At 54.2% G+C, this 19513-nt stretch carries 13 protein-coding genes; 5 read left to right on the top strand and 8 right to left on the bottom strand.

Annotation, left to right across the window (positions count from 1 at the left end):
• Positions 1–27: 27 nt before the first annotated feature.
• Positions 28–672 carry a peptide-methionine (S)-S-oxide reductase MsrA gene (msrA, locus tag F6R98_RS17895; protein ID WP_153250231.1) on the bottom strand — a complete coding sequence of 215 codons (645 nt, stop codon included), beginning with the start codon at positions 670–672 and terminating at the stop codon, positions 28–30.
• Between the two features lie 81 nt (positions 673–753).
• On the opposite strand from msrA, the gene F6R98_RS17890 reads away from it, so the two are divergent.
• Positions 754–1989 carry a glycosyltransferase family 9 protein gene (locus tag F6R98_RS17890; RefSeq protein WP_153250230.1) on the top strand — a complete coding sequence of 412 codons (1236 nt, stop codon included), beginning with the start codon at positions 754–756 and terminating at the stop codon, positions 1987–1989.
• Positions 1990–1992: 3 nt separating this feature from the next.
• Positions 1993–4176 carry a GtrA family protein gene (locus F6R98_RS17885; protein ID WP_153250229.1) on the top strand — a complete coding sequence of 728 codons (2184 nt, stop codon included), beginning with the start codon at positions 1993–1995 and terminating at the stop codon, positions 4174–4176.
• Positions 4177–4779: 603 nt separating this feature from the next.
• Here the strand turns inward: F6R98_RS17885 and F6R98_RS17880 are convergent.
• From F6R98_RS17880 to F6R98_RS17870, 3 genes are read right to left on the bottom strand one after another with little or no spacing between them, the layout of a single operon-like run.
• On the bottom strand, positions 4780–6552 hold the full coding sequence (locus tag F6R98_RS17880) for an AAA domain-containing protein (RefSeq protein WP_228124944.1): 1773 nt from the start codon (positions 6550–6552) through the stop codon (positions 4780–4782).
• On the bottom strand, positions 6553–6933 hold the full coding sequence (locus F6R98_RS17875) for a hypothetical protein (RefSeq protein ID WP_153250228.1): 381 nt from the start codon (positions 6931–6933) through the stop codon (positions 6553–6555). It lies immediately after the preceding gene.
• Positions 6917–7177 carry a hypothetical protein gene (locus F6R98_RS17870; protein WP_153250227.1) on the bottom strand — a complete coding sequence of 87 codons (261 nt, stop codon included), beginning with the start codon at positions 7175–7177 and terminating at the stop codon, positions 6917–6919. The genes F6R98_RS17875 and F6R98_RS17870 overlap by 17 nt, the downstream gene beginning before the upstream one ends.
• A 265-nt stretch (positions 7178–7442) precedes the next feature.
• Between F6R98_RS17870 and F6R98_RS17865 the strand changes: the two genes are divergently transcribed.
• Positions 7443–8486, top strand: coding sequence for an IS30 family transposase (locus tag F6R98_RS17865; protein WP_153247527.1), 1044 nt, complete (start codon positions 7443–7445; stop codon positions 8484–8486).
• Here F6R98_RS17865 and F6R98_RS17860 read toward each other — a convergent pair.
• The 3 genes from F6R98_RS17860 to ppdK all read right to left on the bottom strand — a co-directional run bounded on the left by F6R98_RS17860 (position 8411) and on the right by ppdK (position 15233).
• Positions 8411–9259, bottom strand: coding sequence for a hypothetical protein (locus F6R98_RS17860; RefSeq protein ID WP_153250226.1), 849 nt, complete (start codon positions 9257–9259; stop codon positions 8411–8413). The genes F6R98_RS17865 and F6R98_RS17860 overlap by 76 nt on opposite strands.
• 13 nt (positions 9260–9272) lie before the next feature.
• Positions 9273–12167, bottom strand: a complete 2895-nt coding sequence (locus F6R98_RS17855; protein WP_228124943.1) for a coiled-coil domain-containing protein — start codon at positions 12165–12167, stop codon at positions 9273–9275.
• 348 nt (positions 12168–12515) lie between these two features.
• Positions 12516–15233 (bottom strand): pyruvate, phosphate dikinase, encoded by a 2718-nt coding sequence (ppdK, locus tag F6R98_RS17850; protein ID WP_153250225.1) that lies wholly within the window; start codon positions 15231–15233, stop codon positions 12516–12518.
• Positions 15234–15457: 224 nt separating this feature from the next.
• On the opposite strand from ppdK, the gene F6R98_RS17845 reads away from it, so the two are divergent.
• Entirely contained in the window at positions 15458–15997 is a 540-nt protein-coding gene (locus F6R98_RS17845) for a nucleoside triphosphate pyrophosphohydrolase family protein (RefSeq protein WP_153250224.1), read from the top strand.
• A gap of 28 nt (positions 15998–16025) precedes the next feature.
• On the opposite strand, the gene F6R98_RS17840 is transcribed toward F6R98_RS17845, so the two are convergent.
• Positions 16026–18407 carry a DUF3772 domain-containing protein gene (locus F6R98_RS17840; protein ID WP_228124942.1) on the bottom strand — a complete coding sequence of 794 codons (2382 nt, stop codon included), beginning with the start codon at positions 18405–18407 and terminating at the stop codon, positions 16026–16028.
• A 276-nt stretch (positions 18408–18683) separates the two neighbouring features.
• Here F6R98_RS17840 and F6R98_RS17835 point away from each other — a divergent pair, with 276 nt between their 5' ends.
• The gene (locus F6R98_RS17835; RefSeq protein WP_153250222.1) at positions 18684–19478 is read left to right on the top strand and encodes a PhoH family protein; all 795 of its coding nucleotides are present in this window, start codon (positions 18684–18686) and stop codon (positions 19476–19478) included.
• The last annotated feature ends 35 nt before the right edge of the window (positions 19479–19513 follow it).

Below are 19513 nucleotides of genomic sequence, written 5' to 3'. Positions count from 1 at the left end.
CTTTATGGGGGCGGATAAAAAAACCGGCTAAACGGGGAGGGAAGCGAAAACGCCGGTCCCACGCAGTCCGCAATACCCACCGGGGTTTTTGGCCAGATATTGTTGATGGTAGGGTTCCGCATAGTAAAAATCCCCGGCTAGGGCTATTTCAGTGGTGATGGCGCCGAGGCCGGCGCTGAGCAGTTGTTGCTGATAGGCATCGCGCGTAGCTGTCGCAAGCGGCAGCAGGCCCGGATTCCACGCCTGTATCGCGCTACGGTATTGCGTGCCGGTATCGTTGCCCTGACGCATGCCCTGGGTCGGGTCGTGCGCTTCCCAGAACATCCGCAGCAGCCTGTCCCAGCCCAGCTGCGCCGGATTGAAAACGACCAGCACCGCCTCAAAATGTCCGGTCAGGCCGCTGCATACCTCTTCATAGCTTGGGTTGGGCGTATATCCGCCACTGTAGCCGACGGCAGTGCTGTATACGCCCGGCGTTTGCCAGAACAGGCGCTCCGCTCCCCAGAAACAGCCCATGCCGAACACTACGCTTTCCATGCCTTGCGGCCAGGGGCCTTGCAGCGGGTGACCGTTGACGGCATGCGCTTCAGGCAGGCGCGTCAGCGGTTCGGCACGCCCCGGCAGGGCGTTTTCGGCGTTGACGATAAAAGTTTTTCTGGTATTGATCAGCATTCTTCCGCTCACAAGCCTGGAGTGTTGGCGTAGAATACCCTGTTTTGCTATTTAGTGCGTTCTTGCCGTTACTGATACTGAATGAATATCAATCTGCAACGTATGCTGGACCGCTGGGCGGGCGTGCCGGTGTGTTTTTTCCTGTCATTGTGGGGCAGGTTCATTAGTGGTCGGGCATCCCCGGCCCAGCCGAAAAAAATACTGATCATACTGCTTTCGGAAATGGGCAGTCTGGTGCTGGCGCAGCCGATGTTCGCACGCCTGACACAGAAATATCCGGGAGTCTCGATACATATGCTGATGTTCGGCAAAAATCGTGAAATCCTGGAGCTGACCGGGGCCGTTTCCGCCGAAAATATCATCGCGCTGAACGACCGGCGTTTGGGGGCATTTTTACAGGATTGTCTGCGCGCAATCCAGCGTCTTCGCACCGAACGCTACGATGTGGTGATCGATTGCGAAATGTTCGCGCGCACCAGCAGTATTTTTTCCCGGCTCAGCGGCGCGCCGTTGCGGGTAGGCTTTCATCCTCATACCCAGGAGGGCCTGTATCGCGGCAGCTACATCAACCGGCCGGTGCCTTATAACCCTTACCGCCATTTGTCGCAGCAGCTGCTGACCCTGGTTGAAGCGATCGATTCGAGGCAGCGCCCCTGCAGCAAGACTCCGGTATCCGCGCCGCCGTTGAGCGTAGCGCATCTGGCCTTTGCCGGACAGGAACTGCAGCAAACGGCGGCCGCCTTGCATGACGCTTTTCCTACCGTGCGCGGCAGACGCCTGATTCTGGTCTACCCCGGCGGCGGAATCCTGCCTATACGCGCCTGGCCGTCCGAATATTACAAGATTTTGTGCCGTACTCTGGTCGAGGAAGGCTATGCGGTCGGACTGATCGGTTTGAAGGAGGACAAGCCGCTGGCTACCGAAATCGTCGCCCACTGCCGGCATGAAAACTGCGTCGATTTGACCGGTTACACTGCTTCCATCCGCCATCTGCTGGTGCTGTTTTTCCGCGCCGAGCTGTTGATTACCAACGATGGCGGTCCTGCCCAGTTTTCTGCGTTGACGCCGATTTACAGCATGGTGTTTTTCGGGCCGGAGACGCCGCAACTCTACGGCGCTTTGTCGGGTAAATCCTGGAATTTCTTCGAGTCGTATCCGTGCTCGCCGTGTCTGACGGCCTATAATCACCGCAACTCGCCCTGCGACGGCGATAATCGCTGTATCAGCAGCATCAGCCCTGAGCGCGTCCTGAACAAGGCGCGTGAGATTTTACGGAACAGCCGGACCGAAACCACTCGTTCTCTGGAAAACGCCTGATTCATGCCCCTGCATTTCATTAAGCATCATGGTCGCCGCGTCCTGGCTTACCGTTTTATCCGCTTCGGCACCGTGGGCGCATCCGGCACCGTGGTCAATCTGGGCGTACTCTATCTGGCGCAGGAGTATTTATTCACCGGAGTCGCTTCCGCCGGCTTGCGTTTGAACCTATCCCTGGCGCTGGCGATATTCGTCGCAACCATTAACAACTTCGGCTGGAACCGGTTGTGGACCTGGCACGATCGTAAGCATCATCATACTCGCCCGTTGATTTTGCAGTTTATTCAGTATTCGACGGCGTGCTGGGTCAGCATCGTCATTCAATTTGCGCTCACGCGATTATTGGCTACAGAGCTGCATTATCTGGCCGCCAACCTGATCGCAATCCTGTCCGCCAGCGTTTTCAATTATTTCATCAACGATCGCTGGACTTTCAGTCCGTTGAAAAAAAGTATGGAGCGCGAGGCAAGACCCGAGGGGCAAGTGATAGACACTTACCTGTTATTGGCGCTGATACTGGCGGTTTTCACCTATTTCTATGCCCTCGACAGCAAGAATGCGCCGACCAACGGCGATGAAGCGGTTTATGCGCATATCACTCGTTTGACTGCCGCCAGCGGCCATTTGCTGCCGCTTCAGTCGCAGCTGGATCACATGCGCAACACCAAACCGCCTCTGCTGTTCTGGCAGGGCATCGCCAGTACCGGCTGGGGGCGGCACTGGGACCGTTTTTCGTTGCGCTACCCCAGCGTGCTTTACACGCTGGCTACCGCGTTGATGGCGTTCCTATTGGGCAAAAAACTGGGCGGCGCGACTCGAACCGGCTTGCTTGCGGCGCTGGTTTATCTCGCGTTTTTCGATACCTACCGCTATGGACGGCCGTTTTTAACCAGCGCCGCCGAAGTTTTCTGGTTTTTCCTGCCTTTTTTTGTACTGTTGTACTGGAAGCAGCGCGCCTATGCCTCGCGCCAGCTGGTTCCTCTGGGGCTGGGGGGCGCTTGTGGTATCGGCCTGCTTTATAAATCGTTTGCGCTGCTGGCTCCGGTCGGGCTTGGCTTGAGCTGGTGGTATTTGCACGAGCGTCGTTACGACTGGCCGCTTTTTTTGCGACAGGATGCTTATAAACTGGCGCTTCTCGGCAGCGTGGCATTGGCGGTGTTTTCGCTCTGGTTCGTACTCGATCCCGATCCGGCGGCGATATTCCGCGAATTCGTCGTCGGGGAGAATCTGGGTAAATTCGAGGCCGGCGAGCAAAGTTATCTGCGCCGCCTGATCTGGGGAGGGCATAGTATCTGGAGCCTGTGCCTGGCCGTTTTCATCAATGCCGGTTTACTGGCGCCGCTGCTGGCGGGACTGATGTGGCTGGCATGGCGTGAACGCCACGCTTTAACGCGTGAGGAACAGCTGCTGTGGCTATGGTTCCTGGTTTTGTTTGCCGTTTTCAGCTTGCCAAGCCAGCGCTCCGGGCGTTATCTGTTGCCCGCCATGCCTGCGCTGGCGGTGTTGTGCGCGCTGTGCTGGGAGCGGATTCCGCGCGCCGTTTTTCTGCTGGCGCACGGGTTGACCGCCCTGGCGCTGGCTGGGCTGGGTTGTCTGTCGATCCGCCTGAACGGCGAAGCGGAGAACATGGCGCTTTATGCACCGTGGTATTGGGTGCTGGTCGCCGGCGGACTCGCCGTTAATCTGGCCGGACTGGCGCGGCCGGGCTGGTCGCGCGATCTGGCTCCGGTGGCGGCAATAGCCGCGCTGCTGGTTCTGGGCGGGTTTCTGCATCCGTTCGACGGCCCGCTGGGCCAGTTCAGCCCCGAGGCCATGCGCTTGCTGCAGGCGCAGGCCGGGCCGTTGGGCGTACCCTGTAATTTCAGGGCCAAGGATGAGGGCTACCGCCTGGAATTACCGGGCGTCAATGTGCGGGCCTACGCGGAAAACACCGCTTTGACGCGGCAGGCGCTGGCGCAGCGTTTTCCGTTATTTATCGCCGATACCGCCATGGCGGACGCGGACTGCAGCGGCTGTCGAGTCATCAGTCAGCGTTTCATCGTGCGCAGCCGCCAGCCGTCACAGGAAATACGCGCGAGTCTGCGCGACGGCAAGCTGTTTCAATTGCTGATCGGCAGGCAGGCATTGATTGATGCGCGTAGCGTGTCTCGGCCGCCAGCTGAGGCGGAGAGCAAGGAATGCCGGTGAATGGATCGATTCCGTAGCTTCATGGGCATCCGCACAACCTCGCAAGCGATTATTTTTGGGTATTCGGAGTTGGGTGTTGAACAGTTAAAGTTTAGCTGAGTCAAAAATCCATTGATTGTTGAAAACAATGAAAAACCAACTGTAACTATTCAGCGGAGTGCTATTGAGCCCTGACCGTAACCCGTCGGAAGTGAGGCAAGCCAGTCGAGACACGCTGCAAGTCCGTCCCTGGAAGCTCTCTGCGCCCATCCGTGGGCGCAGAAGGTCTCGCCTGACTCACCTCACTTCCTCTCCCCAAGCATGCTGAATAGTTACAACCAAGTTTCAATTCTACCTTGTCGAATATTGAAATACCGTATCCCTGACATTCAAACTGGCAATATTTCGAGAAAATCACAGGCGGCCCACCGGCTACTGCCACCAAAAGCAGCCTTTCGACCTTGTCCATCCATTAACTGCTGATCTTGATTTTTAAATTACCCTCTGCATCTGCATTGCGGTTTGATTTTCGGGGTGAAAGTCCTTCAATAACATCAAAGATTGCTTGCGGAGCAAACGAGTTTAGTCTACCCATTTAACACAAAAAAGCAAAAACACGAGTTTTTAATAAGTATTGATTAAACATCTTCCTTTCGATGCTTTATATATAGGCAAGCGTGCTAAGGCATCAAGCACCGGCAGGCGTTTGCTGCGGATGTAGTCAATGTCGCCAACCAGGTAGACGGCATCTCGTGCCCGTGAGATGGCCACGTTCATGCGGCGGTCGTCAGCGTAGAAAGTCGCAGGACCGATATTGCGCACGAACGAGAAAAACACGATATCGGCCTGTCGTCCTTGGAAGGCATCGACGGTGTCGACTTCCACAGCCAGCATCTCGCTGAAGTCACGTTGGCTCAGGGTATCGCGCAAAGTTTTACATTGGGCGCGGTATGGCGTGATCAGTGCAACACTGAGCTTTCTGGTACCGCCGGCGCGCTTGAGCCTTTCGAATATCTCAGCGAGCCGGGCCATGATGATTCGGATTTCTAATTCATTGACCAGAATCTTCTTTTCGTTACCCTGCTGCGCAGGCACTCTGTAGTCATTGGATTTGTATGTGAACCAGCCGAAGTCTTGAAACTCGTGATCCGTGGTTGTGCGGTGGTGCTGTAGGTCGTCATTGTAGAAGTGGTGCGAGATGAATTGACCGATGTCTGGGAGCATGCGGAACTGCTTATCCAGTGTGCCTTTCATATCTACCGGCAGGTTTTCGAACAAGCGCTCGATCACACCGTTACGGATCAAGCGTTCTTTGTGCTCGTCCATCGTGGTCAGTACCTCGACTTCTTCTGCGCAGAATGTGGGCGGTAGTTGCTTGTGGTCGCCAACTAAAATGCATTTTTTGGCTACGCTCATGGCCATGAGCCATTCGGGCATGGTGGCCTTGGAACATTCGTCAACAATGGCTAGGTCGAACATCTCGGTTTCATCATCGACCAAGTGATCGATCTGATTGCAGGTGACGCCGATGATCTGGTGCATTTCAGCTAGATTGCGAGCTTGCCAACGCGGCAGGCCCATCTTGCCGATGTCATTGGTTTTACCCTGCTCTAACGTCTCCCATAGGTTCATGGTCAGCTCTGGCGCGATACTGTACGCCTTGTGCCATAAAGCATCAGCGCGACTTAGGGCGTCTGTTTGTGGCGTGTTTTGGCTCTCGAACTCGGTGATGGAGAACTGCGGGTAGCGCAGCATCGAGTCCAGAAGCTCTGGAGAGCATTGCTCAGCAAGGCGATCAAAGGCGTTATCCACGGCCACGTGAGTCTCTGAGCTGATCAGGATTCGCGCACCTGGCTTGGCTTTGATCGTTTGCAGGATGATTTCCACGATAGCTGTTGTCTTGCCGGTGCCGGGAGGCCCCTGCATGAAGAACAGATCCTCGGTGGCCAGCACCTTTGAGATTAGCTTGAACGCGGGATCACCTTCCTTGTAGCTCGATTGGATGGGAGCTAAGGGCTTGATCGCCATGGAGGTTCCGCCTTCACGAGCCTTGAACTCATCCATGAAGGCCTTGATCTTGGCCTCCGTGTCTGGCTTGACCTTGTCGGTTGGACGTTCCTCGGCGTTGGGGCGTTCTCCCGGCAGTGAGATGTCGTCACCGCCCTTTTGGGCTCGGTTACTGTAGTAATACTGAAGCAACCGATTGTGGTTGATGTTGCAGTTGGCACCGGTGCGAAACGCGAGCAGATAGCTGATCTGACGCTTGAGCTTCGGCATCGTTTCCTTGTCAGCGTTGCGCATCAGCTCGGACAGGTATTCCAGCCAATGGTCGATGTGCTCTACGAATTCGATAACAACCTCGGATTCGAGATGCAGGTTTGGATGACGTTCACCCATTTATGCCTCCACGATCTTTACGTAAAGCAAAGATTCAACGCCAGCGGGATTTTTGCAGCCCAGCTTGTTGATAATCACGCGGCGCATGGATGCATCTGCTTTATAAACCGTCAAAGGCAACACCAGCTTGGAATCAGCAAGTTCAAAAACAATCTCCATATCTGGATGAATGCTCAATACGCCAAGATTATTTTCAGCCATGCCAGCGGTAATCAATGCGTCAATAGCAAGCGCAATTCTATATGCCGAAAACTGAGGCAAAGATGCAGTCAGTTTCTCTTTTGTGTTAAATCCAGCGCCTACAGCTTTCGTTACAGCAATAATGCTTTCCTTAATCGAGCGCCTTCTCCAGTCAAATGACATTTCAATTTGTGGCTGCATTTTCAATGCTCTTGTTCTTCTTGTCCCAGTGCTCGCGCTTCTGCTTCTTTGTGTTAAATCCGAATGCAAACCAAGCATTAAATTCACGGTCAGCACTAAGCATTTCACAGATGCTCTCAATAGCTGAATCAGGATGCAGAGGCTTAATCCGGTCGATATATCCTTGAAGCTCATCACGGCGTGTATAAAGAATGGTGCGTGCTTCTATTAATGACTTCTTGTCTTCAAAGGCCTCTGTCACCATCGGAGCCAGTCGCTTTCGTTCTGCATTGTCATGGTCAAAAGTGACTGGATAGACTTTGCTATCATGTGCCGTCTGGACACGCCGTTTGAACGGCTGATATTCCTCGTTTAGCTCATTTAATATTTTGTTGGCGCAACCAATAATGTCTGTAGCCGTACCAATGACCTTGATAATCTCTTGCAGCGTACCGCCCTCTTTAAGATTTTTAATCCAATAGTTCGGGCGGGCTCAAAATACAAGTGCAACACTATGATAAGGTGTTGCAATGGAAAAGAAATATAATCACTTAAGTGCAGAGGATCGTGCCGCGATCATGTTGATGAAGTCAGATGGACATAGCCTGAGGGCGATGGCTTTGAGATTACAGCGATCTCCGTCAACGATCAGTCGCGAATTGTTACGCAATCCAGTCAAGTCTGGTAGCTATTGCGCAGGTACGGCGGGGATACGAGCGAGGCAGTTACGCCATATGGCTCGAAAGCCGCGCAAATTATTACCGGATAGCCTGCTTTTTGGCGTAGTCGATTACTTTCTGCATGAAGGTTGGTCGCCTGAACAGATTTCTGGCACACTCAAGCGCGTGTATGCAGAGCAGGGAGCCCTTACGGTGTCACATGAAACGATATACACCGCACTGTATGCCTTCCCACGCGGTGAATTACGCAGCGAACTGTTGAGCTGTTTGCGGCAATCTCACACGGGCAGACGTCCTCGCGCCAGAGGAACCGATCGGCGTGGTCAGATACCTGATATGAACAGCTTGCATGTACGTCCACCGGAGATTGAAGACCGGCTGGTTCCAGGGCATTGGGAAGGTGATCTGATCAAGGGGTCAGGCAATCGTTCTTCGGTAGGCACGCTGGTCGAGCGTAGCAGCCGCCTTGTGATGCTGGCGGCTATGACGTCCGGCACGGCTGAAGCCGCACTGGAAGGCTTCAGTAACGCATTGAACCGTGTCCATGAGCCGATGCGCAAAACCATGACCTATGATCAAGGTAAGGAAATGAGCTGCCATAAAACGCTCAGTGAGCGAGCGGGCATCACCATCTACTTTGCCGACCCTCATAGCCCTTGGCAACGCGGAAGTAACGAGAACACCAATGGACTACTGCGCCAGTATTTACCCAAAGGAACCGATTTGTCGACCTACTCGCAGGAGCAACTGGATGAAATCGCATACAGACTGAACACGAGACCGAGAAAAATTCTCGGGTTTAGAACCCCCTTGGAAGTTTATGCCGAATTCCTGCATAATTGCCAAAAGGATGAGGCTATGTGCGAATCAACAACCGTTGCACTTGGAATTTGAAACCGCCTCGCATAATCGTTTTGCGTCATTTCAAACGCATAATATGATTCGAACTTCTTGGCAATTACATTCCAATATTCAATGCATGCGTCATATTTCAAAGCCAAAGTTTTCTTATTGTCCTCGTGTCTCTCCATAACCGATACTTTTTTATCGTTGAGGACTTTTTTTTTGTCTTTAAGGGTAGCAGCTTCTTTTAAAAGAAGTGATCGATGGCTTTTAAGCCGATTCAACTCATTGTTAAATTCGTCGTTACTATTTTTCGACGAGCGCTCAATAGAACGCTTCGTTGCCTCAATGAAATCGGTGGTCACACCGATTGCTCGCGCAGAAGTAAATTCACGCCATACATGACGACCTTGCCGCTGAGCCTGCTTATTCAGCTCATTGATATAGGCATCAATTAATGATGTGGTCGAATAAATTGCATTCAGCTTTTCATTGACGATATTGATTTCTTGATTGCAAAGATCAAGATGCATCCACGAATCAATACAGATAAATGTGAAACTTTGGAACTCTGCAAGTTCATTTAAATATGTGCCAGTTATTTCTAACTGACCATTCATGAAATCAAGATACTGCTTGAGATCTTTGTTGCGCTGTTCCTGGTGCGCTTTAATCTGGCGAGAGTATTCAGCCATTTTGGCATTTACTCGGCGATTGGCTTCAGCTTGAGCCAGTTCGAGACGTCGAACCAGAGCCTGCGTGTGGGCGGTTTCTTCTTCCAGCTTTGAGCCTGCCCACCATTTGGCAATTGCTTTTAAGATCATAGAAATTCAATCCTCAGTGCAGCTCAAGAAATTCACAGGCCTGGTCCCAGCCGGTCTTGTTTGGAATGATCAATTCCATGCGATCGAGAATCGTCTTTTCCATCTTTTGTTTGAGATCACAACCTGTCTGCTCTGAGATGTCGATGGTGTTCAGATTCGCTTGCAGGTTTTCTAGCTCTTTGGCGAATGCTTGCGAGCGCTCGCACTTTTCTTCTTGTTTGCGTCGCTCCACGTCCATCAGCGCCGAGTGCTCGATGTAGTTCTTGCGCACAGGCTTGAACATCAGGTATTGCATCTCCAGGTGATCGTTAAGCTCTTTGCCCATGGCGTCGATCTGAGCGAAGGCCTGATTGGTAATGCTGCGCCGCGCCTCTTCGTACTGGCGGTCGATGTTTGCAATTTCCTTGCTGTACTCGTTGGCCAGCTCCAGCATCATCTGCTGCTCTTGCTCAGGCAATTCTTCAAGCTGCGCGTAGATATTTTTTTGGACAGCCTTGAGCTGGTTCTTGCGCGTGCTGTATTCCGAGATGACCGAGATCGCACCGCTGAAAGGCAGCAGATCTTTCCAAATGAACGACTGCTCGGACAGGGTGCCGACCTTTCCGACATACTGCGACAGGTTGATCGAGCCGCCGTTGAGTAGCTCCAGTGCAGATTTCAGATCTTCATTGGCGATCGTCACACCCTTGACAGAGAAGTGATTGACATAAGCACCAGCTGCAAGAGCAAAGCCAACTGCGAACACCGCACCGCTGGCCATGACGCCCAAGGTGCCAAGTGTAGTGCCGCCAATGGCGTAACCAGAGACCGAGGCACTGACAAACGTGCCCAAGTACGTGCCCGCGCTGGCACCCAAGCCATATGCCAAGCTACCACCCACGACCTGCATCGAGCCGCCAATGGTGTACGAAGCGAACTCGATGCTGTCGATCTCGCCGTTGGAGAACTTACACAGGTTTTGTGCCAGCTGGACCGTGATTTGGGCAACAGCCGCGGCTACGTTGCCCTTGATGAACTGTTTGCCAAGGGTTCCGCCAATCGTTTTGCCGGTCTGAGCTGCAGCAGCATCAATCAATGACTGCCCTGCGTGCTGAATACCAGTGATCAGCAAAGCATTGCCGGCACCCTTCACGGAGCTAAGCACCACGCGCTGGGCCGCATCAAGACACTTATCCATGTCTAAGGGCTCATCACTGCGCATATACTCCAGCAGGATGGACACGGACTCGGAGGCTGCGCCGGCAACAGCACCAGCCTTGGCAGCATTGCGGTACTGCATGCTATTGAACTCACTGCGCACCCGAGCCTTATCTTTGTACTCAAGGCTGTTCTCGTTTTTCCCAGCTTCTTTGGCAAGCTCCTCTGCGCTGCCCTTGTCTTTACGGTTAAGCCCCTTGCTTGATACTTTGCCGTCACCGGACGTGAGCTTGTCAGTGGCGTTGTCGGCTGTATCCTGGTTGCTCTTTGACACCCCGGGGCGTGTGTCCTTGTTGCGCATTGACTGCTTGCGAGCTGACTCTTTTACAGAGTCAACCTGATCGGAAGGAACGATCTTGCCAACACCATCGTATTTCTCCGGTGACAGTGCTGCTGCGGTCTTCTCGCCATCCTTGTAGAACTTGACCTGGTGGTCGCTACTCCCATTAGGCGTTGTTACGCGAATGTCAGCTACTGGGTCATTTACCTTTCCAACATCAAGTGTCGCCCGGTGATTGTTCTGCCCCTTGGCTGCAGCTTCAATGTTGAACGAACCAACGTGGTGTGCCTCAGCAACGAAGCCCTGCTGCACATCCATGGATTGACCATTGATCACACCAGATTTATTGGCGATCGACTCCCGTATCCCTTTTCCGTAATCACTCAATGCCTTATTCAAGGCATCGCCCTGAACCTGGTTCCATGCACCCTGGAATTGCGAGATGCCTTGGCCAAGCGCGTCTTTTACTTTTGATTTATGGCTAATCAAAGATTCAGCTTTATCTTTAGATTCGGTCTCCAATGTGAACCGTAAAGGGTTTGATTCAGCCAATCTTGACTCTTGCGATGCAGCATTATCAATAATCTTTGGATGAATGTAGCTAACGAAAGTTGGACTTTGTGCAAGATTGAGTTCCACATTGAGCATCGGCACTGATACCGTCGATTTGGTATCCATCTTTTCGATTTCGTCGTCGATGCGTTTATCGATCTCGATAAGCAAGCTGCGTGCGGCTTTGAGCTTTTTGTTCAGATCTTTGTTCACGTCCTCAGGTCGACCGTTGCCGTTGAACTGCTCGGCACAAGCCTCATGCACTTTGCGGCGTTTAGCTGGAGCATCGTGATTAATAGCCAGTTGCTCTAAGTAAGCATTGCAAGATTTAAGGCCGGCCTCACAGTCCCGCACTTGCTGGCGATATTGCGCAGAGTCTTCAAGCAATGGGCCAATGGCCTGTTCGAGCTTTTCGCGCTTTGCCGATACAGACAGAATCTTGCCCTGAATGATCTCTTCGCGGCACTCATACGTCTTGATTTCGGCGCGAAGCTGGTACTCATCGAGCGATTTATGCCGCTCGATCAACGCTTGGTCCGCTTTTATTTGTGCGTCCAATTTGGCAATCTCAAGCGCCAATTCGTCTTTGTAGCGCTTATTTTCGGCCTCAGCTTGTTTTTGCGCCTCGAATGGCTCTCCCAAGCGAAAAAGCCTTTGCCAGAATCCTTGTGAGGCCATGTCAATGGATGGGATTGGCGGCTTGTCGAACGCCGCTTGCTTTTGCTTGAGTGCGTCACTCAGAACGAGGATCTTTTTGCGCGTTTCAGACTCATTGAAGGTCTCAAAGAAGACCAAGTCGGCTCTGATCTTCTCGCCCTCGCTATTGTTTTTCTTTAGTTCGCTGTTCAGTTGAGCCAGTTCAGCATCAAGTTTGTTCATCCCCACCCTCATCCAACTCGAAATTTCTTATGGCTCGCTTTGGTTAATGTATTACCCGAATGATGCAGAAAACTCTCCGCCTGCTATGGAAAAAGCTGACAAATTATGCCGCATCCATCCAAGTAATTACGCTTCGCATCTGATGGTCGAAAGTCGTCATTCCGGCAGCACCGGCCCAAGACTAGATTCGGGGGGTGCCGGAATCAAGTCCTCATGGATGACTCGGAGTTTGCCATTCATGGCTCAGGATATCCGCTTCCCGCGGGTATCCTGAGCGTGGTGTTGGTTCAGCTGAAGCATCCTGCCAATCACGAAATAATAATCGTTTCCCGCGTCGATCAGCCTTCCTTACTTCTCTTTTAGCTTCGCCTGCGCAGCCGCCAGACGGGCAATGGGGACGCGGGGGGCGGAGCAGGAGACGTAATTGATGCCGATTTTCTGGCAGAAGTTTATGGAAGCAGGGTGTCCCCCCTGTTCGCCGCAAATACCTACTTTCAGGCCGGGATTGGTTTCCCTGCCCTGTTCCACGGCCATGCGCATCAACACGCCGACGCCTTTGACGTCCAGCACCTCAAAGGGATTGTCCTGGAGTATGCCGTGATCGGTGTAGAGCGGCAGGAATTTGTTTTCCGCGTCTTCCCGCGAGAAGGAGAACGCGGCCTGGGTCAGGTCGTTGGTGCCGAAAGAGAAGAATTCGGCGATTTTAGCCAGTTCGCCGGCGCGGGTGCATGCGCGGACGGTTTCCACCATGCTGCCGAACTTGAAGGAGAGTTTCAGTCCCAGGCGGCTTTCGATGTCTTGCTGGGATTTGTTGACCAGGCGGTAGATGAATTCCAGTTCCTGTGAGGTGATAACCTGGGGCACCATGATTTCCGCCAGTACCGGAATGCCTTGCTGCTGGCAGTCGGCGACGGCTTCCAGTATGGCGCGGATTTGCATGTCGTAGATTTCAGGGTAAGTGATTCCGAGGCGTACGCCGCGATGACCGAGCATCGGGTTGACTTCGTAGAGTTCGCGCACTTTGCGCAGCATGCGGTTTTTGCGGGCAATGATGGCGGCCACCTGGTCTTCGGTGATGCCGCCGGGATTGTCCAGACGCATTGCGTTGCAGGCGGCGGTGCGTCCGCGCACTGACAGCAGATATTGCTCCAGCGCGCGCAATTCGTCCTCCAGCTGGTGTTCGCTGGGCAGGAATTCGTGCATGGGCGGATCGAGCAGGCGCACGGTGACCGGGCGCGGCGCCATGATGGCGAAAATTTCCTTGAAGTCTTCGCGCTGGATCGGCAGCAGTTTATCCAGGGCCGCCTGCCTTTCTTCCAGATTGTGCGCCAGGATCATTTCCACGACGATGGGTAGGCGCTCCACATCGTTGAACATGCGTTCGGTGCGGCACAGGCCGATGCCCATCGCGCCGTATTCCTGGGCGACGCGGGCGGTATCGGGCGTATCGGCGTTGGCCATGACCTTGAGGGTGGCGGTTTCGTCGGCCCAGTCCAGCAGGGTTCTCAGCTCTTGCGAAAACTCCGGTTTTATGGTGGGAATTTCGCCCAGATAGACGTTGCCGCTGCTGCCGTCGATGGTAATGATGTCGCCTTCGCGCAGTACTACGTCGCCAATTTTGGCGGAGCGCGCGCGCGCGTCCACCTGGATGCCTTCGGCGCCGGCAACGCAGGCCTTGCCCATGCCGCGCGCCACCACGGCGGCATGGGAGGTTTTACCGCCGCGGCTGGTGAGGACGCCTTCCGAAGCGAAAAAACCGTGGATATCTTCCGGCTTGGTTTCTTCGCGCACCAGTATTACCTTGGTGCCGGAGCGCCCGAGGATCACGGCCTGATCGGCGTCGAATACACAGCGTCCGCTGGCGGCTCCGGGAGAAGCGGGCAAGCCTTGCGCCAGCGGCGTTTGCTTGTGTTTGGGGTCCAGGCCCGGATGCAGCAGTTGTTCCAGTTGGTCCGGGTTGACGCGCAGCAGGGCCTGCTCCTTGCTGATCAGGCCTTCCCTGAACATTTCCACAGAGCTTCTGACCATGGCTGCGGCGTTCATTTTACCGTTGCGGGTTTGCAGGCAGTAGAGCACGCCTTTTTCGATGGTGTATTCGTAATCCTGTACTTCCTGATAGTGGCCTTCCAGCTTGTCGCGCAGCTCCACCAGTTGCCGGTACAGGCCGGGCATTTCCTGCTGCATTTCCAGCACCGGCTTGGGAGTGCGGATGCCCGCCACCACGTCTTCGCCCTGGGCGTTGACCAGATACTCGCCGAACATTTCGTTTTCGCCGGTGCCGGGGTTGCGGGTGAAGCCCACGCCGGTGGCGCAATCATTGCCCATGTTGCCGAACACCATGGTGACAATGTTGACGGCGGTGCCGTTGGCCATGGCGGGGGTAATGCGGAATTCGCGGCGGTAGTCCATTGCGCGCTTGCCTGACCATGAGTCGAACACTGCTTTGACTGCGTATTCGAGTTGCGTGTAAACGTCTTCCGGGAAGGGCTTGCCGGTGTGCTCGCGCACGACATCGAGAAAACGCCGGCTGGCTTCTTTCAGGTGTTCGGCGTTGAGGCCGACGTCGGCTTTTACTCCGGCCTGGCGCTTGATGTCTTCGAAGGCCGCATCGAACAGCGCGTCGGGTACGCCCAGCGCGATTTTACCGAACAGCTGGATGAAGCGCCGGTAGGCGTCGTAGCCGAAACGTTCGTCGCCGGATTGTGTGATCAAGCCTTGCAGAGTTTCCTGGTTAAGCCCGAGGTTGAGAATGGTGTCCATCATGCCAGGCATGGACATCGCGGAGCCGGAGCGCACGGATACCAGCAGGGGGCCGGCGGCGCTGCCGAAGCCTTTGCCTGTTTTTTGTTCCAGTTGGCCAACGTATTGCCGAACGGTGTCCAGCAAGCCCGCAGGCAGAGCATGTATATCTTGATATTCCAGGCAGGCTTCAGTGCTGATGACAAAGCCCGGCGGCACATTGAGACCGAACTGGGTCATTTCGCACAGGTTGGCGCCTTTGCCGCCCAGCAGATGCTTGTTTTTGCCGTCGCCTTCTTCGAAAGAAAATACATATTGTTTGCTCATGGCCAATCTCCGTGGAGTTTAAGTTAAGGGTAGCTTGCTGCAAGCTTCGGGCGCAACCGGGCATATTGAGCGCATGTTACCGGCCTATTGCGCCCGATGCTACAACAGCGGCACAGGATAAACGCCGCCTTGCGGAGGCCGCCATTTTCGACCTGCATGATCTTCGCGGCAATGTGTTGTAATCTATTGCAGCTTAGGTCCGGACTGCCAATGCGAGGTATGCCATGCACGCACATTTGCAATTAGTCAGAGATTTTCATGAACAGGCGGGAGTAAAGCAGCCGGGCTATCAGCAAACTGCGCATTTGGCGGATATGGACATCATTATGCACCAGTCGTTGTTAATGGGGGGCGGCTGCGAAACTTTTAAAGCCATCGTTGCGGGCGATGCGACTAAAAATCTGGCCGGTCTGGTTAACCTGGCCTATCACGCGCTGGCCGCGATTGCCTGCAGGGGAGACGATCTCGCTGCCGCTTCAGTGGTGTGGCGGCATGAGGGTTCGGTTTTATCGGTGATGCGGGAGTTGTCCGGCAAAATCGACGACTGCAGTTCCGGCGAGAGCATTCATTACTCGGCGCTTTATCATCTATGCGATAGTGTGGTCTGCGGATTCCTCAACGCCGATTTCGATCGCGCGTTCCGGATAGTTCATCAGAGTTTGATGGAGTACGCCATTAAACGCGCTGCACAGAGTTATGGCCGGCGCATCGCGCAGGAGAGCCTGCCCGTTGCGCCGGATTTGAACGAAGCGTTCTATGAATAAATAGGAGCTGCTGCCGAAGGGTAAAAAATTAATCGGTCCGAGCCGGGGAATCCGTACTGTCCTGTCGCGCCGATAGCGCCTTGAGTATGGCTTCGAGCTGGCTGTCCAACAGCCCCAGATGCACGTCGCGTTGCGGGAACGGGATTGCAATCGAATTTTCCCTTAGCGCCTTGTCGATGCTGAAGCAAAGGTCGCTGGTAACGCCGAGCAGTTTGTCCACATCATGGATGTAGGCGATCAGCTCGAACTGCAGCGCGTCGCTGCCAAAGCTTCTGAATAAAACGCCGGGCGCAGGATTGTCTTTTACTGCGGGATGTTCGTGTGCGATACCCAGCAACAGCTCCCTGACTTTATGCGTGTCCGAGCCGTAGGCAATGCCCACCGGCAGGATAATGCGCCCGTCCCGGTCGGCATGGGTCTTGTTCATTACCGGGGATGCGATCAGGCTCGAATTCGGGATAAAAACCGATGCGCGGTCGAAGGTGGTCAGCTCGGTTGCCCTGACGCTGATTTTACGCACATGGCCCTGATGTTCACCTACCACCACCCAGTCGCCGACTTTGACCGGACGTTCCACCAATAGAATCAGCCCCGACACGAAATTACTGATGATGTTTTGCAATCCGAATCCGATACCGACCGATAATGCGCCGGCGATCATGGCCAGACTGGAAAGATCAATGCCTACCGCGGATGCTGCCAGCGCTACCGCCAATACAAATCCGACGTATCCGACCGTGGCGCGTATCGAGTTGCGTAAACCGATATCCAGCCGCGTGCGCGGGAAAACGCTCTGCTCCAGGCTGCGTTGCAGAAAGCGTGTGAAAACACTGAGCGCCAGGAAAAGCAAAACGGCTAACAGGATGTCCGACGGGGCGATGGTCAGACTGCCGATCTTGACGCCGAAAAACGCCTGATAAAGCCATGCGCCGAGGTCGCGGCCGCCTGCTCCCCAGATAAACAGCAGCACAAAAATTGTCAGAATCGCGACCAGCAGGTTGGCAAAGGCGGTGACCCAGAAAATCAGCATCTCGTTGCCGTCGTCGTCGCCGTTCGAAGCTTGTTTGAGAACGGCCGGACCGCTTTCCGGCGTGAGTGTATGGCGTATGGTTTCCGCGAGCACGCCGCGAGTCAGGGCGCCGCCGATAAACAGGCCCAGCGTCAGAACGATTTGCGTCGCCATCAAGCGCGATAACGCCACATAACCGAGCGCGGCGGAAAGCGGGATCGCCAGCACCAGCACATGCAGGAATACTCTTACCCCCCCCCAGGCGCGCGGACCCAGTATCGACGGACGCGCAGCGGTGCTGGGTTTTTGCTGCCAGAAAGGCTGCTTCAGAAACAGCAGCAGAATCGCGGCGATACTTAGGCCGGAAATGAATTTCTGGATGATGGTCAGTTCCAGAGTCGCTGAATAGAGCGTTCTGAGTTCGTCGAACACGTTATCCAGCGCAAAAACCACGGCAATGGCGATAATCGCGAAGCTGATCGAACGGCTGCCGCGCGCGGTGGAACCCAGCAAACGCCAGCGCGGGCTGAACGGCGTCAGCACTGCGCGGCAAAACGCGGCGATCAGAAATACGCTCAGCAAGGAAACGGTGACGATCCATGCAAGCTCATGGACGGAATCAGGCACTATGCCGGAGTTGCGCAATGCCAGATAAAGGCCGAGGAGAAGAGCGGATGGCACCAGCGCGTGGATAAGCCCCATAACCAAGGCAAACTCCAGTCGCTGTCCCTGGGAGGGTTCTCCATGCAGCGCGCCGGCGCGAGCGACTATCCAGCGCCGCAGCCAGGCGAAAATTACCACAATCAGCAGCGCTCCTGCGGTAAACGCGTAAGCCATGGCGGAAAAATCGGCGGCTTGCACTGCCGGACTGCCCCTGAAGCTCTGCAGGCTTGCGATGAACTGGTTCCAGTCCTCCACACATTCGGCGCCGGCTTTTTTCCATAACGCCGGAGACAGCGGGCTTTGATTGCGCGAACGGATTCTTTCGGCGAACCGGGTGCGTCGCAACGTTGAAATTTCAAGCTGGATGTGATCGATGCGCGTCACCACCAGCCCTGCTTCCTTGCCTGCGCCGTCAGCGGCGGCCATTTCGTCGTTTACGGACTTGCGCTTGGCGGTAATGGCAGGCAGTTCCGGGGGCGAATCCGCCGCAGGCAACGGTCCAAGCGCATTCAGCTTATCCTTGATATCCTGCGCTTCCTGAGCGGATGCGGCGATAGCTGCCAGCACTTGCGTGCGCAGAGCCGCCAGTTCCGAGCGCAGTTCTTCTACGGCATCGTCGCTGATATCCGTTTTCTGGGTAGCGCGCTCAATACGATCCAGTGTAGCCGTCCAATCCTTTATGGTGCCGGGAGGCAGCGCTTGAGCGGCTAATGCAGGTGTAGAAACGCTCGCAGCCATGAGCATGAAAGCAAATAAGAAAAAGACGCGCTTGATATTCTTCATAAGAAAAAAGACTTGAGAACAATCCGAATTTAAGTGCAAAATACTGACTGGCTAATGCGAGCTTTCACGCAGCTGTCATATGAATATGACAGTATAATACTCGGAAATGCGGCCGGACTAATTGTTTATTAATGTCTTGAGGAGGGAACAACCTAAAGTAACTTGAATTAAATGCTACAGCCCCATTAATGGCGTGTACATGGTCAACTTTTGTTCCGAGGTGAGAACCATATGGCAAAAAGCCCTGCTGTTCAACGTATTAAATGTAAATCGCAGAAGAGGCAGACAATAGAGTTTTTAGAGCATACGCTTTCAGTCAATGGACGCGCTATCGAAGAAGGTCCCCGTAAGAAAAAGTGGTCTATCCACGATCTCCGAACCATCAAACCCCTCACAGCTACCCAATCCGACTTTTTCAGAGCCTTTTTCGAAGGTTATCAGATTATCGCCTACGGCTCCGCCGGCACCGGCAAATCCTACATCGGCCTGTTTCTGGCGCTCAATGAACTGCTGCGAGACGACTCCCGGCAAAATCGCATCATTATCGTTCGTTCCGCAGTACCTACCCGCGACATAGGCTTCATGCCGGGCACGCTGGATGAAAAAATCCTGTTTTATGAAACGCCTTATCGCGACATCATGTCGGATCTGGTCGGCAAATCCACAACCTACGACGATATGAAGGCCGCCGGCCTGGTGGAGTTCGTTACCACTTCTTATGTGCGTGGCGTTTCCTGGAACAACGCCATCGTTCTGATCGACGAATGCCAGAATATGACACGCCAGGAAATCAATTCGATCATGACGCGTATCGGCAAAAATACCCGCGTTATCGCGATGGGCGACATGACCCAGACCGACCTGAACCGGAAAAGAGGCGACGATTCCGGCATGGCGTGGTTTTTAAGCGTCGCGCAAGGCATGCCGGAATTCGATCTGATCCAGTTTTCCGTGCATGATATTGTGCGCTCCAACTTTGTCAAGTCATGGATTACGGCTTGTGAAGAGGCGCTGCCGGCGGCCTGAGGCTCCGGCTGTGCAATTCATTATACATAGTTGAG

The organism is Candidatus Methylospira mobilis, from assembly GCF_009498235.1.
Lineage (GTDB): Bacteria > Pseudomonadota > Gammaproteobacteria > Methylococcales > Methylococcaceae > Methylospira > Methylospira mobilis.
The sequence above is the reverse complement of the archived record's forward strand: the minus strand, read 5'-3'. Positions and strand labels throughout refer to the sequence as shown.

What these genes read in the sequence shown, in the direction of transcription:
- F6R98_RS17855 (WP_228124943.1), bottom strand. Translation starts at nt 12,167, where the DNA reads ATGAACAAACTTGATGCTGAACTGGCTCAACTGAACAGCGAACTAAAG.
- F6R98_RS17860 (WP_153250226.1), bottom strand. Translation starts at nt 9,259, where the DNA reads ATGATCTTAAAAGCAATTGCCAAATGGTGGGCAGGCTCAAAGCTGGAA.
- F6R98_RS17890 (WP_153250230.1), top strand. Translation starts at nt 754, where the DNA reads ATGAATATCAATCTGCAACGTATGCTGGACCGCTGGGCGGGCGTGCCG.
- F6R98_RS17875 (WP_153250228.1), bottom strand. Translation starts at nt 6,933, where the DNA reads ATGCAGCCACAAATTGAAATGTCATTTGACTGGAGAAGGCGCTCGATT.
- msrA (WP_153250231.1), bottom strand. Translation starts at nt 672, where the DNA reads ATGCTGATCAATACCAGAAAAACTTTTATCGTCAACGCCGAAAACGCC.
- F6R98_RS17870 (WP_153250227.1), bottom strand. Translation starts at nt 7,177, where the DNA reads ATGGTGACAGAGGCCTTTGAAGACAAGAAGTCATTAATAGAAGCACGC.
- F6R98_RS17885 (WP_153250229.1), top strand. Translation starts at nt 1,993, where the DNA reads ATGCCCCTGCATTTCATTAAGCATCATGGTCGCCGCGTCCTGGCTTAC.
- F6R98_RS17840 (WP_228124942.1), bottom strand. Translation starts at nt 18,407, where the DNA reads ATGGCTGCGAGCGTTTCTACACCTGCATTAGCCGCTCAAGCGCTGCCT.
- F6R98_RS17865 (WP_153247527.1), top strand. Translation starts at nt 7,443, where the DNA reads ATGGAAAAGAAATATAATCACTTAAGTGCAGAGGATCGTGCCGCGATC.
- ppdK (WP_153250225.1), bottom strand. Translation starts at nt 15,233, where the DNA reads ATGAGCAAACAATATGTATTTTCTTTCGAAGAAGGCGACGGCAAAAAC.
- F6R98_RS17835 (WP_153250222.1), top strand. Translation starts at nt 18,684, where the DNA reads ATGGCAAAAAGCCCTGCTGTTCAACGTATTAAATGTAAATCGCAGAAG.
- F6R98_RS17845 (WP_153250224.1), top strand. Translation starts at nt 15,458, where the DNA reads ATGCACGCACATTTGCAATTAGTCAGAGATTTTCATGAACAGGCGGGA.
- F6R98_RS17880 (WP_228124944.1), bottom strand. Translation starts at nt 6,552, where the DNA reads ATGGGTGAACGTCATCCAAACCTGCATCTCGAATCCGAGGTTGTTATC.